Annotated in this window: 12 protein-coding genes and 3 tRNA genes; 9 read left to right on the plus strand and 6 right to left on the minus strand. The window is 61.5% G+C overall.

What is annotated here, in order from left to right; genetic code table 11:
* Positions 1-350 precede the first annotated feature (350 nt).
* The 3 genes from AC1DLT_RS19615 to prfB all read left to right on the plus strand — a co-directional run bounded on the left by AC1DLT_RS19615 (position 351) and on the right by prfB (position 5564).
* Positions 351-1595, plus strand: a complete 1245-nt coding sequence (locus AC1DLT_RS19615) for an N-acetylmuramoyl-L-alanine amidase (protein ID WP_477487840.1) — start codon at positions 351-353, stop codon at positions 1593-1595.
* A 256-nt stretch (positions 1596-1851) separates the two neighbouring features.
* Entirely contained in the window at positions 1852-4320 is a 2469-nt protein-coding gene (locus AC1DLT_RS19620) for a penicillin-binding protein 1A (RefSeq protein WP_477487841.1), read from the plus strand.
* A 112-nt stretch (positions 4321-4432) separates the two neighbouring features.
* Positions 4433-5564 (plus strand): peptide chain release factor 2 gene (gene prfB / locus AC1DLT_RS19625; RefSeq protein WP_157885108.1). Its coding sequence is split into 2 segments (ribosomal slippage): positions 4433-4501 and positions 4503-5564, totalling 1131 coding nucleotides; the frame shifts between segments, so codons are not numbered across the junction.
* Positions 5565-5644: 80 nt separating this feature from the next.
* Here the strand turns inward: prfB and AC1DLT_RS19630 are convergent.
* Positions 5645-6850 (minus strand): multidrug effflux MFS transporter, encoded by a 1206-nt coding sequence (locus AC1DLT_RS19630; RefSeq protein ID WP_247034015.1) that lies wholly within the window; start codon positions 6848-6850, stop codon positions 5645-5647.
* 169 nt (positions 6851-7019) lie between these two features.
* Between AC1DLT_RS19630 and AC1DLT_RS19635 the strand changes: the two genes are divergently transcribed.
* Positions 7020-7676 carry a TetR/AcrR family transcriptional regulator gene (locus AC1DLT_RS19635; protein ID WP_038542099.1) on the plus strand — a complete coding sequence of 219 codons (657 nt, stop codon included), beginning with the start codon at positions 7020-7022 and terminating at the stop codon, positions 7674-7676.
* Between the two features lie 47 nt (positions 7677-7723).
* Here AC1DLT_RS19635 and AC1DLT_RS19640 read toward each other — a convergent pair whose 3' ends face one another.
* Entirely contained in the window at positions 7724-8497 is a 774-nt protein-coding gene (locus tag AC1DLT_RS19640) for an NAD kinase (RefSeq protein ID WP_038549040.1), read from the minus strand.
* A 251-nt stretch (positions 8498-8748) separates the two neighbouring features.
* Between AC1DLT_RS19640 and AC1DLT_RS19645 the strand changes: the two genes are divergently transcribed.
* Positions 8749-8824, plus strand: a tRNA-Thr gene (locus AC1DLT_RS19645).
* A 235-nt stretch (positions 8825-9059) separates the two neighbouring features.
* Positions 9060-9452: a hypothetical protein gene (locus AC1DLT_RS19650; RefSeq protein ID WP_477487842.1), complete on the plus strand. Its 393-nt coding sequence runs from the start codon at positions 9060-9062 to the stop codon at positions 9450-9452.
* A gap of 47 nt (positions 9453-9499) precedes the next feature.
* On the opposite strand, the gene AC1DLT_RS19655 is transcribed toward AC1DLT_RS19650, so the two are convergent.
* The 4 genes from AC1DLT_RS19655 to rlmB all read right to left on the minus strand — a co-directional run bounded on the left by AC1DLT_RS19655 (position 9500) and on the right by rlmB (position 13827).
* Entirely contained in the window at positions 9500-10405 is a 906-nt protein-coding gene (locus tag AC1DLT_RS19655) for a transglycosylase SLT domain-containing protein (protein ID WP_477487843.1), read from the minus strand.
* A 200-nt stretch (positions 10406-10605) separates the two neighbouring features.
* A complete protein-coding gene (locus AC1DLT_RS19660; protein WP_247137862.1) occupies positions 10606-11910 on the minus strand; it encodes a UDP-glucose dehydrogenase family protein in 1305 nt (434 codons plus the stop codon).
* Between the two features lie 164 nt (positions 11911-12074).
* On the minus strand, positions 12075-12863 hold the full coding sequence (gene cysQ, locus AC1DLT_RS19665) for a 3'(2'),5'-bisphosphate nucleotidase CysQ (RefSeq protein WP_477487844.1): 789 nt from the start codon (positions 12861-12863) through the stop codon (positions 12075-12077).
* An 85-nt stretch (positions 12864-12948) separates the two neighbouring features.
* Positions 12949-13827 (minus strand): 23S rRNA (guanosine(2251)-2'-O)-methyltransferase RlmB, encoded by an 879-nt coding sequence (gene rlmB, locus AC1DLT_RS19670; protein WP_038542105.1) that lies wholly within the window; start codon positions 13825-13827, stop codon positions 12949-12951.
* Between the two features lie 202 nt (positions 13828-14029).
* Between rlmB and AC1DLT_RS19675 the strand changes: the two genes are divergently transcribed.
* The 3 genes from AC1DLT_RS19675 to AC1DLT_RS19685 all read left to right on the plus strand — a co-directional run.
* Positions 14030-14114: transfer RNA gene (locus AC1DLT_RS19675), tRNA-Tyr, on the plus strand.
* Positions 14115-14139: 25 nt separating this feature from the next.
* Positions 14140-14213, plus strand: a tRNA-Gly gene (locus AC1DLT_RS19680).
* A gap of 524 nt (positions 14214-14737) precedes the next feature.
* On the plus strand, positions 14738-14882 hold a 145-nt coding region (locus AC1DLT_RS19685), incomplete at its 3' end, for a GTP-binding protein (protein ID WP_421362637.1).

A 14882-nucleotide genomic window follows, 5' to 3' on the forward strand; every position in this document is an offset into this window, starting at 1 on the left:
GTATTATTCCGGCCACCGCCGGTTGGATCGTGTATCAGGAAAAAGTGTAGCGACGGCGGATGACTGTCGGTCTTCGGCGCCAGGTCCTGAAGAGGCTGGCCAGCCTATCGGCAGACTATCCCGTCAACACTTTAACCCTCGTGGGCGTTGTATGGTTTATCTGTCACAATAGCAAGGGAAAAGCCAAGTTTGCCATATTCTCGATGGAATTAGACCTCTTATGAATGGCAAGGAACGGGCGGATGATTCGCATCTTTTAACGGGCAAATGCCTTCTAAAATGGGCACTTTGATGCGGGTTGCCTGATAGGCGGCGGGGCTTTGAATGCGAGTGGCGTTTTGAGGGCGGATGTGAAGGCAGGCGCGGCGACGGCCGGCGGCGGGGGCCGCGGACGGTTTTTTGCGCGAATCGGTTGCGCTCTTCTCCTTTTGGTAGGCTTCGGCGCGACCCTCCCCTTGAGCTCCGCCGGTGCCGCGCCGCCGCCGCTTCTCGCCTTCAGCGCGCGGGTCGCCGGTGACGAGGCGCGCACCCGGATCGTCATCGATTTCGAGAAGAAACCGGAATTCTCCGTCCATTACGTCGCCGCGCCTGAACGGGTGATCGTCGATCTGCCGGCAACGGCCTTCGGCTTCCCTGCCGAGGATTTATCCGCGCGCGGCCTCTTCAAGGATATCCGCTACGGCACGATGGGTGAGTCGAGCGCTCGTATCGTGCTGACTGCCAAGCGGCCGGTAAAACTGTCGATCGCCGAGGTGCAGTCTAACGACAACGGCAGCTACCGTTTGGTCCTGGATGCGGAAATGGCCTCAAAGGAGGTTTTTGCCGATCTGGTGAAAACCCAGAACTGGGCGACGTCGGCGGCAGCCACTCCGGACCCGTTGGCGATGGCCGAGAAGGATAATGTCTTCACCGTTGCCGTCGATGCCGGGCATGGCGGGATCGATGCCGGCGCCACCGGGGCGGGCACCAAGACCCCGGAAAAGACCATCACGCTGGCATTCGCCAAGACGCTTACCGAACGATTGAGCAAGGTCGAGGGTATCAAGGTTTTCCTCACCCGCGACGACGACACGTTCCTGTCGCTCTCCGAGCGCGTGACGCTCGCCCGCCAGGGCCATGCCGATCTCTTCGTATCCTTGCACGCCGACACGCTCGGCCAGAAGGATATCCGCGGCGCGACCGTCTATACGCTCTCTGACAAGGCCTCCGACCGCATGGCCGAAAACCTCGCCACGCGCGAAAACCTGTCCGACGAGCTTGCGGGCTATACCCTCCAGAGCGGGCCGCCCGAAGTCGCCGATATCCTGCTCGACCTCACCCGCCGCGAGACCCAGGCGTTTTCGATCGCGCTCGCCAGCAATGTCGTCGAATCCTTCGAGGGACAGATCGGGCTCATCAACAATCCCCACCGTTACGCGGGTTTCCAGGTGCTGCGCGCACCGGACATTCCGTCCGTGCTCCTCGAACTCGGCTTTCTGTCCAATGCCGAAGATGAAAAGCTGCTTCTGGATGAGTCGTGGCGCTCGAAGGTGATCGACCGCATGATCGACGCGATCAGGCGCTATCGTGACCGGGCGATGGCAAATGGTGGCTGATTTTCCCAGATGCGCGTGGCGCGGGTGCCACAGGCGCCGGCGAATATGATGCAAGGGGAGGCCAGTCACCGGAAATTGCAGCTAAGAGCCCTATTTTACTCACATTCGGGCGATTACTCGGTGGTTCCCCGACGCAATGGATGACGGACGATTGATCCTCTTCCGGCTTGCGCTGGTTCGATCACCGTGCAAAACGCCTCTAACCATGCGATGGTGTGTTTCACGCGCCGAATGAAAGCTGAACGGTAGCTCCAATATGGTAAGATTGATTGGTTATCTCTTTGGATTGGCCTGCGTCCTGTTTCTGGTCGTGGCTGCCGGCGTGGGTATTTATCTCACCGGGATGACCAAGGACCTGCCGAACTACGAGGTTCTTGCCTCCTACGAGCCGCCGGTCGCCACCCGCGTTCACGCCGGCAACGGCGCGCTGATGGCAGAATATGCCCGCGAACGGCGCCTCTTCCTGCCGATCCAGGCGGTGCCCGATCGCGTCAAGGCCGCTTTCCTGTCGGCTGAAGACAAGAACTTCTACAGCCATCCCGGCATCGACATCACGGGGCTTGGGCGCGCGGTCCTCTCGAACCTTCAGAACCTCGGTTCCGGCCGTCGCCCCGAAGGTGCCTCGACCATCACACAGCAGGTGGCGAAGAACTTCCTTCTCACCGGCGACCAGACGATCGACCGCAAGGTCAAGGAAGCGATCCTTTCCTTCCGTATCGAGCAGACTTATTCCAAGGACAAGATCCTCGAACTCTACCTGAACGAGATCTTCTTCGGCCTCAACTCCTACGGCATCGCAGGCGCAGCTCTCACCTATTTCGACAAGTCGGTGACCGAGCTGACGACGGCCGAGGCTGCCTATCTTGCGGCGCTTCCCAAGGGGCCGGCCAATTACCATCCCTTCCGCCGCGAAAAGGCGGCACTCGAGCGCCGCAACTGGGTCATCGACCGCATGGCCGAGAACGGCTACATCACGCAAGGCGATGCCGACGACGCCAAGAAGCAGCCGCTCGGCGTCAAGCAGCGCCGCACCGGCGCCCATGTCTTCGCATCGGATTATTTCTCCGAGGAAGTCCGCCGTCAGATCATCGACCGCTACGGTGACAAGGCGCTTTACGAAGGCGGGCTTTCGGTCCGCACGTCGCTCGACCCCGATCTTCAGGTGATTGCCCGCCGCGCCCTTCAGAATGGCCTTGTGGAATATGACGAGCGCCGTGGCTTTCATGGTCCGGTAGCGCAGATCCCCACCGGCACGCCTGGAACCTGGGATTGGGGCCCGGAACTTGCCAAGCAGAAGTCGCTTGCGGACGTGCCGGAATGGAAGTTGGCGGTCGTGACCGAAGTATCGGCAAAATCCGCCACGATCGGCCTGCAGCCTTCGGCCGACGCGGCCGGCAAGGTCGATGCGGCTCGCGAGACGGGCACGATCAACGGCGACGACATGAAATGGGCCTATCGGGACTCGACCAATACCCGCAAGCCGGCGAAATCGCCGGACGGCGTGCTGAAGCCCGGCGATGTCGTCTACGTGGAGCCGATCAATCCGCAGGCCAAGACCTATCGGCTGCGCCAGCCACCGAAAGTCCAGGGCGGCTTCGTCGCCATGGACCCGAATACGGGACGCGTTCTCGCGATGGCAGGCGGCTTCTCCTATTCGCAGTCCGAATTCAACCGCGCCACCCAGGCGATGCGTCAGCCAGGTTCGTCGTTCAAGCCGTTCGTCTATTCGGCAGCGCTCGATAACGGCTATACGCCCGCGTCGGTCATCCTCGACGCCCCGATCGAGATCGTCTCCGGCGGCCAGGTCTGGAAGCCGGAGAACTACGGCGGCGAGGCCGGCGGCCCGTCGACGTTGCGCACCGGCATCGAAAAATCCCGCAACCAGATGACGGTGCGTCTGGCACAGGACATGGGCATGGAACTGGTTGCCGAATATGCCGAGCGTTTCGGAATCTACGACAAGATGCTGCCGGTGCTTGCCATGTCGCTCGGTTCCGGCGAGACGACGGTCATGCGCATGGTCTCGGCCTATGCCGTCATCGCCAACGGCGGCAAGCAGATCAAGCCGACCGTCATCGACCGCATCCAGGACCGCTACGGTAAGACGATCTTCCGCCATGAGGAGCGCGCCTGCGACGGCTGCAACTCCAACGACTGGGCCCATCAGGAAGAACCGAGTATCGTCGATAACCGCGAGCAGGTTCTCGACCCGATGACCGCGTACCAGATCACCTCGATGATGCAGGGCGTGGTGCTGCGCGGCACGGCCGCCGGCAAGATTCCGGTCAAGGACCGCGACGTCGCCGGCAAGACCGGCACCACCAATGATGAAAAGGATGCCTGGTTTGTCGGTTTCACCCCGAACCTCGTCGCCGGCCTTTATATCGGCTTCGATACGCCGACGCCGCTCGGCCGTGCCGGCACCGGCGGTGGTCTTGCAGCGCCTATTTTTGGCGAGTTCCTTGCCCAGGCCGCCAAGCTGACGCCTGCCGAAAAATTCCACGTGCCGGACGGCATGCAGCTCGTCGCGGTCAATCGCAAGACCGGCATGGCGGCCATGGAAGGCCAGCCGGACACGATCGTCGAAGCCTTCAAGCCAGGCACCGGCCCGGCCGACGTCTTCCAGGTCATCGGCGACGGCGAATACATGACCCAGGATCAGATCTTCACCAATTCGCCCCAGGCGCAGCAGGCTGTCACCTCGGGTATGCCGGGTCTGTTCTGATCGCTATCCGAAGCGGCAGCCTTGTCGGCGGGCCGGGGCTTTACATCCGGGCTCGCTGCAACTATGTCCACGGCACTTAAAACCCCAACACAAAGAGCGAAGAACAAGCGCCATGCGTGCGGAAATCATCAATGTAGTCGACGAAATCAAGCAGGCCATAAGCCTGCTGAGGAGGCATCTTTGACTGGGATCAGGCGGTAAGACGACTGGACTGGTTGAACAACAAGTCAGAGGACCCGAACCTCTGGAACGATGCTGCGGAAGCGCAGAAGCTGATGCGCGAGCGCCAGCAGCTCGACGACGGCATCAATGGCGTCAAGGCCATGGAGCAACAGCTCAACGACAATATCGAGCTTATCGAACTCGGCGAGGAAGAAGGCGACGAAGCGATCGTCAAGGAAGCCGAGGAGGCGCTGAAGGCGCTGAAGGCGGAATCCGGCCGGCGCCAGGTCGAGGCCATGCTGTCGGGCGAAGCCGATGGCAACGACACTTATGTCGAAGTCCATTCCGGCGCCGGCGGCACGGAAAGCCAGGATTGGGCAAACATGCTTCTGCGCATGTACACCCGCTGGGCGGAACGCCAGCGTTTCAAGGTCGAGTTGCTGGAAGTGCATGACGGCGAAGAAGCGGGCATCAAGTCCGCGACCATCCTCGTCAAGGGCCACAATGCCTATGGTTGGCTGAAGACCGAATCGGGCGTCCACCGCCTGGTCCGCATTTCGCCTTATGACAGCAACGCCCGCCGCCACACCTCGTTCTCGTCCATCTGGGTCTATCCGGTCATCGACGACTCGATCAACATCGAGATCAATGAAAGCGACTGCCGCATCGACACCTATCGTTCGTCGGGCGCCGGCGGCCAGCACGTCAACACCACCGACTCGGCGGTGCGCATCACCCATATCCCGTCGGGCATCGTGGTGCAGTGCCAGCAGGAACGCTCGCAGCACAAGAACAAGGCCAAAGCCTGGGATATGCTGCGTGCGCGGCTCTACGAAGCGGAGTTGAAGAAGCGCGAGGACGCGGCGAATGCCGAGGCGGCTTCGAAGTCCGATATCGGCTGGGGTCACCAGATCCGCTCCTACGTCCTGCAGCCCTACCAGATGGTCAAGGACCTTCGGACGGGCGTGACCAGCACCGCGCCGGACGACGTGCTGGACGGAGATATCAATCCGTTCATGGAAGCGGCCCTGGCGCACCGCATCAGCGGTAAGCCGGATGTGGATGTCGCCGACGTCGACTGACGATCCATGCAACAATCACAAACGAAAGCGGCCGGACCTTGCAAGGTCCGGCCGCTTTTCTTGTTGGGCGAAAGCGAGGTTTATTCCGCCGCAGCCGTCATGGCCCCCTGGCGGCTGCGCAGCACGACAAGCGACAGCAGGAGGACCACCACCGAGCATGTCGCGATGACCGTGACCATCGGCCGCGAGGTGCCGTCGACAAACATGCCGCCGAGGCCAACCACGACCGCTGACGTCACGAACTGGATCGTGCCCATCATCGCCGACGCCGTGCCGGCAATCCGGCCGTGATGTTCGAGCGCCAGCACCGCCGCCGTCGGGATGATCAGGCCGAGGAAGCCGTAGCCGCCGAACAGGAAGGCCGCCATCACATCGAGACGGTCGATGCCGAGCGAGGTGACGAGTGCAAGAAGGACCATCATCGTCGAATAACCGAACACCGCGCTGCGGATCACTTTGCGGAGCCCGATCTTGCGTGAGAGCCAGCCGTTCAGCTGCGACATGCCGATGAAGGCGACCGCATTGCACGAGAAGACGATGCTGTAGAAGGTCGGTGAGAGGCCGTAATGCTCGATCAGCACGAAGGACGAGTTTGCCACATAGATCATGTAGCTCGACATGCCGAAGGAGGCGATCAGCACAAGCCCGAGATAATAGGGGTCCCGGAGCAGCGTGCCATAGGAGTTGAGCGCGCCGGCGAGGCTGCTTTCGCTGCGCGCAGCCGGCAGGCGGGTTTCCTCAAGGAAAAACACGGCAACGACGGCGCCGACCGCGCCGGCACCGACCATCACCCAGAAGATCAGCCGCCAGTCGCCGAACACGGTGACGATGCTGCCGGCAAGCGGGGCGAGGATCGGCGAGACGCTGAACACCAGCATCAGCCGCGACATCAGCTCGGCTGCGGCCGGACCGGTATGGAGGTCGCGGACGATGGCGCGGGAGATGACGACGCCGGCGCAGGCGCCCATGCCCTGCAGGAACCGGAAGGCGATCAGCCATTCGATCGACGGCGACAGCGCGCAGCCGATCGCGCCGATGGCATAAAGCGCGAGGCCGACATAGAGCGGCCGCTTGCGGCCGAACATGTCGGAGAGCGGGCCGTAGGCGATCTGCGACACCGCCATGGCGGCGAAGAAGGAGATCAGGCTCGCCTGTACCTCATGGCTGTTGGCATTGAGGCTGGCGCGGATGGTCGGCAGCGCCGGGAGATACATGTCGAGGGCGAAAAGCCCGATAGCCGAGAGCAGCCCGAGCGACAGGGCATGCGAAGGAGCTCTGCTTTGCATTTGGAAAAAACCTTTCCCGTCACCACATCTGCCGTGGTAACGGCAGGCGAGGACGATTATGGGAGATGAATATGAGAGCCGGCCAGATACGGGAGAGTGGGCCTAAACAATCATGTAAATTATTTTGGACACAATTGTCCAATCCGTCAAGCCCCGCTATAGTGATGTCATGAAAAATTCGTCTGCCGAACTTCCGCGCGATTACGACACCTGGCCGCCGGCGCAGAACAAGCGCCAGGCGATCCTCAATGCTGCAGCCGATGTTTTCGCCCAGGAAGGCTTTGGCGGCGCCAGCATTGATGCGATCGCGGCGAGGGCAGGGGTGTCGCGCCAGACGATCTATAATCAGCTGGGCGACAAGGATAATCTTTTCAAGGTGGTGGTCGCTGAAATCACCGACCGCTCCAGCGCCGGTTTCTTTCGCGTGCTCGATACCTTCCCCGTGGCACCGCAGGACATCGAGACGGAGCTGACGCAGTTTTCGGCCCAGCTCCTGCGCAAGGCGATCTGCGACCCGAACGGCCGCTGGCTTCGCAAGGTGGTCGAGACCGAAGGCGCTCGCTTCCCTGAGCTTTTCGAGACCTGGAAGGAATACGGGCCGGGCAAGAAATACCCGGCGATCGCAGCCCGCCTGGCGCAGCTCGCCCATGGCGGTTATCTCGAGGTCGACGATCCGGCGCTCGCCGCCCGCCAGTACATGGCGCTTCTGGCGACCGACCTTCGTTATGATCAGCAGCTCGGTCGCCAGACGCCCGAATCGGAGATCGACCAGATGGCGGCAAACGCTACCCGCACTTTTTTGCGTGCCTTTTCCCCGAAGCGCTGAGCTTCACGCGAGGGCAACAGGTTCCATCCGCGTGAGCTGACGCTGAGTCAGTTGTTGAACTGTTCGGCGAGAATCCGGTCGGACCAGGAATGGTTCGGATCGGAGAGGATACGCGCGGTGATTTCCGTCGACTGCGCCACCCGCACCTTCAGCACCGACTTCACCTCGGTATTGTCGGCAACCGCGTTGACCGGCCGCTTGTCCGGTTCGAGGATATGGATGTCGACGCAGACGTGGTTCGGCAGCAGCGCCCCGCGCCAGCGCCGCGGACGGAAGGCCGAGACCGGCGTCATGGCGAGCAACGGCGCTTCCAGCGGCAGGATCGGGCCGTGGGCCGAGAGATTGTAGGCGGTCGAACCGGCGGGCGTCGCGATCATCAGGCCGTCGCAGATCAGTTCCTCCAGCCGCACATGGCCGTCGATCTCTACCCTGAGCTTGGCCGCCTGATAGGATTGCCGGAAAAGATAGACCTCGTTGATGGCGAGTGCCACCGACGTCGAGCCGTCCTCGTTTTCCGTCGTCATCTTCAGCGGGTGAAACTCGTTTTCAACCGATTCGGCCACCCGCTCGTGGAGTTTCTGGGCGCGATAATCGTTCATCAGGAAGCCGACCGAGCCGCAGTTCATTCCATAGACGCTTTTACCCGTATTGATCGTATCGTGGAGCGTCTGCAGCATGAAACCGTCGCCGCCGAGCGCGATGATCACGTCGGCTTCCTCGGTCGGCACATTGCCATAGAGCCGTACGAGTTCTTCCAGCGCGGATTGTGCTTCCGGGGCTGTCGAGGCGATGATGGAGAACTTGTTCGTCTCAGACGACATGAACGGGCCTTTGAGGGTGCCGCCGCCCGACGGGGCGCGCAAGGGACGCTGTAAACAGGTGAGCTAACACGATCCTGTGACAGGACCATGCCGGCGGGACGGCACTAAGTACAGTAAAAACAGGGTTTTGAACAAGCGCCTTGCGCCATCGCCCGTGCATGAAACAACGCAACTCGAATGCGCGGTATGTGATGTTACGGCGATTTTCTCTTTACAGGAGGGGAAAATCTGGTAACTCCCCACTCGAAAGTGCCCTTGTAGCTCAGTTGGTAGAGCACCTGATTTGTAATCAGGGGGTCCCGGGTTCGAACCCTGGCGGGGGCACCATTAAAATCAAATACTTAATCAGGTAGGCGTTCCAACGCATTCCGACAGCGTTCCTACTCGCCTGTTCCCGCTCCATTTTTGCTGGAACGGCTGGCGCCTTGGAGATTCACGACATGGCCGCCTGACCCCGCCGCCGTTATTCGGTGGAAGCGATTGGAACGTCGGAAACCTTATGCGATCGGCAGGGTTAGGCGGCCGTAGGGCATGTCTGGAAAATCCCACGAGAGGAAATCCAATGTTTGCAAAGATACTCACCGTTGGCGCATTGTCGCTTGGTCTCGCCACTGCCGCGGTCGCCCAGTCGAGTTCGGGATCCGGATCAGTATCCGGCGGCGTTTCGGGCTCAGGTTCTGCGGGAACCAGCGGATCCGTACCGGGATCGGGAACCACTGGCTCCGGCACGCTCAATGGCAATACGACCACCCCGCTGAATGGAGCAGGACGCGGCGCGCTTGATTCCAATTCGACAGGCAGCACGATCGGCAATTCCGGCGGCTCCAAATGCGCGCCCAACAACCTGCCGCAGGGTTCTGGCTCCGCCACGACCAATAACCTGCCACAGGGTTCCGGCTCCGCGACGCCCAATGCGGACGGAACTCTCGCGCCTGGGCAGGCACAAAACTGCTGATCGAGACCTATGTGCGGCAAGCGGAAGGCCTTCTTCTGCTTACCGCTTCAGTTTCTGAAAACCGTGCAGGGCACGGCGTGTGCCCTGATCCTGGCACACAAGTCGATAGCTTCAGCTCTGGTGGCGCGGCCGATCCGCGCTGCATAGCGCGGGCGATAGCCGAAATTGCCGCGTTTCTGCCGCACGACGAGCGCCCGTTCCGAGTTGAGCGGCGCCGGCAGACGGCTGATCGTGGTGGCAAACAGCTGGCTGGCGATATTCGGATTGTAGTGCGCGGAAAGCTGCACGCCCCAAGGCGCCCAATCCGCCGACGCGATCAAGACGGCCTCGTTGAGCCGCCTCGTATTGGCGAGCCGTAGGCAGCCGTCGAGGAAGGGTTTTCCGGGATCGAGAGCCTGGGCCGCCGTCTTCGGCGGATCGCCCTTCCACGTTTCTGCGGAATGGCCGGTAATCGCAAACACGTAGTCGCGCGTCTCGATCGGCAGCCGCCCGGTCGTCAGGAATGTTTCGAGACCTGCTTCGCCCGCATTATAGGCTGCGGCGGCAAGGCCGAAATTGCCAAAACGGTCGCGCAGATCCCTGAGATAGAGAGCGGATGCCGCAAGCGCTTCGATGACATCGAAGCTATTCCTCAGGCCGCGGATTCTTGCGGTTTCCGGCATGAACTGGGCGATGCCCTCGGCCCCTTTCGGGCTCACCGCATTGGCCCGGAACAGGCTTTCCCGCCAGATCAGCCGCGCGAAAAATTCCGGCGGCAGCCCGTTCGTCACGGCCAGCCGCTGCATCACCCGGCAGAGATCCTGATTATAGGTCTCGGCGCGGATGCACAATCGACCAATCTTGTCCGATGCCGCACGCTCGTATCGGCATTCGGGAGCGGCGGAGTCTTCGGCAGCACCGACGCTCCCACCGGAGGGCGGGACAGCCAAGGACAGGCCCAAGCCTATTTGCATGAGGCGGCGAAACATCATCGATAGGCAATATGCCCAACCAGGATGCAGCTTTAAAGCCTTCCGCGGCAGGATTGCTCCAAAAGCGACTGGCACGGATGTCCGGCACCAGGTCACGGCCCGGGTGATTTTCGCTTGCCCTATCTGCGGGGCAACTCGTGCGGAGAGCCCAAAACTCCAGGCCCGCCGCCTTTAGGACTGCCCTAGTGCATTTTTCCGACGCCGGTATAGGTAAAGCCATGGGCTTCCACCTCCCGCGCGCGATAGACATTGCGCAGGTCGACGAGAACCGGGCTCTTCATGACGGATTTCAGGCGCTCGAGATCGAGTGCGCGAAATTCGTTCCATTCGGTGACGAGAACCGCGACATCGGCGCCTTCGGCGGCCTGATAGGGGCCGTCGGCGAATTCGATAGCCATCAGCTGCCGGGCGTTTTCCATGCCTTCTGGATCGTAGCCGGAAACGATCGCGCCGGCATCCTGCAGCGTCTGGACGACGGCGATCGCCGGGCTGTCGCGCATGTCGTCGGTGTTCGGCTTGAAGGTCAGCCCGAAGACGGCAACTTTCTTGCCGCGCACGTCGCCGCCGGCAGCCGCGATCACCTTGCGGCCCATCGCCCGCTTGCGGGTGTCGTTGACGGCGATGGTGGTTTCGATCAGGCGCACCGGGCTTTCATAATCCTGGGCGGTTTTGGCGAGCGCCAGCGTGTCCTTCGGGAAGCAGGAGCCGCCGTAGCCGGGGCCGGCATGCAGGAATTTCGAGCCGATGCGGCCGTCGAGACCGATGCCGCGTGAAACGTCCTGGACGTCGGCGCCGACGCGCTCGCAGAGATCGGCCATTTCGTTGATGAAGGTGATCTTCATCGCCAGGAAGGCATTGGCGGCATATTTGATCAACTCGGAGGTCCGGCGGCTGGTGAAGAGGAGCGGCGACTGGTTGAGATAGAGCGGGCGATAGACTTCCGTCATCACTCCGCGGGCGCGTTCGTCGGAAAGGCCGACGACGATGCGGTCAGGGCGCTTGAAGTCCTCGATCGCAGCGCCTTCGCGCAGGAATTCGGGGTTGGAGACGACGGCGAAATCCGCGTCCGGATTGGTTTCGCGGATGATCCGCTCCACCTCGTCGCCGGTGCCGACCGGAACCGTCGACTTGGTGACGATGACGGTGAAGCCGGTCAACGCCTCAGCGATTTCGCGTGCTGCGGCATGGACATAGCCGAGATCGGCATGGCCGTCGCCGCGGCGCGACGGCGTGCCGACCGCGATGAACACGACATCCGCGTCGGCGACTGCGGGGCCGAGTTCCGTGGTGAAGGAAAGGCGACGGGATTTGACGTTCGATTCGACCAGCGCCTCGAGGCCCGGCTCGAAGATCGGGATGACGCCTTGTTTCAGCGCTTCGATCTTTTCGGCAGCCTTGTCGACGCAGATCACGTCATGTCCGAAATCCGCAAAGCAGGCTCCCGACACGAGGCCGACATAACCCGATCCAACCATCACAATACGCATCAATGATCCTCATCTTTATCCGGTAATCTCACGCGCAGCGGTTTCCTAAGCGCATCCGAAAGGGAATGCAACGCGTCGGTTTGGTTGCCTGTGGCAGCTTTGGTCAGGCGTTACCGGAGCGGCCTGACTGGCCAACATTACGGGGAATGACGATAGGATTGCTGCTACGGCTTTCCAGGGCGCGATCCCCAGGCGATGAAATCGGGATTGGCGAAATCCAGCATGTCTGCCCGGCCGGTCTTGCCATAGGTAAGCGGTGCCCCGTCGAGCGTGACCGTGCTGCCGCCGGCGGCACGGAGCACGGCGTCTCCGGCGGCCGTGTCCCATTCCATGGTTCGGCCGAAGCGGGGGTAGAGGTCGGCGACACCCTCCGCCAGCAGGCAGAATTTCAGCGAGGAACCAATGCTGCGGATATCGGCGGCGCCTGATTTCTCGAGGAAGGCCTCGGTCTCGGCGGAATTATGCGAGCGGCTCGCAACGCAGATCGGGCGGGCCTCGACGGGCCTTGCGACGACCGGCACCCGGTTCGTCACCGCGAATTCGTCGTCGATCACAAGTTTTTCCGCCCGTCCGCCGCCGCCGAGATAGGCGACCTTGAGGGCGGGCGCATAAACGACACCGAGGATCGGCATGCCATTCTCGATCAGGGCGATGTTGACCGTGAAATCCTCGCGATCGTTGATGAACTCCTTGGTACCGTCGAGCGGATCGACCAGAATGAAGGAGCGTCCCTCGATCGACGGGATGCGTCCCATCGCAACCGATTCTTCCGCGATGACGGGGATGTCGGGAAAGGCTTGGGCAAGCTCGGCGAGAATGATCTCTTCGGCCCGTTCGTCCGCCTCCGTGACCGGGGATTTATCAGCCTTGTAGCTGGTGCTGGGTCCGGCCCTGTAGATATCCAGGATGGCTTTGCCCGCAAGCAGCGCGGCTTTTTCGAATGTGGCGAGCATGAATTCCATGGCGGCTGGTCACGTCGGTTGGGTAGACTTCCAATGACACGTTTGCCCCGTGCATGGGAGTCTAAAACGGCTCGGCTCAACCGGCCTTGGCGAGATGCTGCTGTGTCGCGTAGAGCGCGATCGCGGCGGCGTTCGAGACATTGAGCGATTTGATAGCGCCCGGCATGTCGAGACGGGCAAGCGCGTTGACCGTCTCGCGGGTCTTCTGACGCAGGCCCTTGCCCTCGGAACCCAGCACCAAAGCGATCCGGCCGCCGGCAAACGTGCCTTCGAGCGGGGCGGGGCCTTCCGAATCGAGCCCAATCGTCTGGAAGCCGAGCCGGTGCAGTTCCTCGATCGCGTCGGCGAGATTGGTGATCTGTATATAAGGTATCAGTTCCAGCGCGCCGGAGGCCGATTTGGCAAGTACGCCGGATTCGGTCGGGCTATGTCTCTGGGTGGTGATGACCGCGCCGGCGCCGAAAGCGACCGCTGAGCGCATGATCGCGCCGACATTGTGCGGGTCGGTCACCTGGTCGAGAACCAGCAGAAGCGGACTCGCCTTCAGCGCTTCCAGCCGGCGCATGGGGAGGGGCCGCGTTTCCAGCATCACGCCCTGATGAATGGCCTCGGGGCCGAGCACCTTGTCGATATCCTGGGGCGAAACGAATTCGATCGGAAAGGACAATGTCTCCGGCTCGCCGATATCGAGCCGCGCGAAGGCGTTCTGGGTCACCGACAGCTTGATGAGCTTGCGCTCGGGATTGTCGAGGGCGGCGCGCACCGTGTGCAGGCCATAAAGGAAGACCTGTTCCGGCTGAAGCTGCGGCGGTTTCCAGTCCTTGTTGGATTTCGGCCGCTTCAAGGGCGGCGTCGGAATTTCTCCGCGCTCGCGCTTGGAGTCGCGCACGGCGCGCCGAAGCGTTGCGTAATGGGTGTCGCGGGTGGATTTGTCTTGTTTGTCGTCCTTGCTCATCAGGCCTTATAGCCATCCTCGCTCTCCGGGCAAAGCCCTCGACGGGGAGGCGGATCGAAAGAGCGGCTGATTTATTTTCGTCATTTTTGCTTCTTCCTCGTGTTGACAGACGAGAACGAGGCGGTCATATACGCGGCGCAGATCGAGGGGCGGCAAGCTTCAAGGTCTGACGAACTTGGTCTCACGATCCGGACGAAAAACTGGAGAGATGCCCGAGTGGTTAAAGGGGACGGACTGTAAATCCGTTGGCTCAGCCTACGTTGGTTCAAATCCAACTCTCTCCACCATTCGTCTCTGATCGGACACCACACCGCGGGTATAGCTCAATGGTAGAGCAGCAGCCTTCCAAGCTGAATACGCGGGTTCGATTCCCGCTACCCGCTCCATAATCTCAACCATTTACAATGACGGCGTGCCAGTTGGTGCAACGCTTTCCTGCGTCTCCGTCGAAGCGGGTCCGGCGATCGCGCGACTTGCGCCATGCTGTGGGACACTAGACACTGCCTCAGCCGGAACGAGGCATGTTTCCCCGCATCGTTTTGAGCCGCGCATCCGGTGCCGAGGGGCCGCCGGTAGGTACGGCAGCTGACAAACGATCCCGGAACAAACTTCTGTGCTATACTAACATGATAAAGGCGGACCTGGAGCCCTGCGGCCTTACCCGGCCGCGGGGCTTTTTTGCGCTTCTGGCGCACGTCAATTCGCCGAAGCCCGAAGTCAGAGCCGGTCCGGATCTTGAACTGAGGGCGTGCTGAACCGACCGTCCCCGGGCATTTTCAAGCCGATTTGCCCGGCTCCCCTTGTCCGGGCGCGCGTCGTAATTATGTCTTGCGCATTCTAGTGGAAAGCCTTAAACGGCGACACCAAACCCGGTCGCCGGGTCCACCCTTATGTTCACAGGAAGCATTCAATGGCAAAGAGCAAGTTTGAGCGCAACAAGCCGCACGTCAACATTGGCACGATCGGTCACGTTGACCATGGCAAGACGTCGCTGACGGCCGCGATCACGAAGTACTTCGGCGAGTACAAGGCCTATGACCAGATCGACGCGGCTC

Source organism: Neorhizobium sp. 05N33, assembly GCF_056397445.1.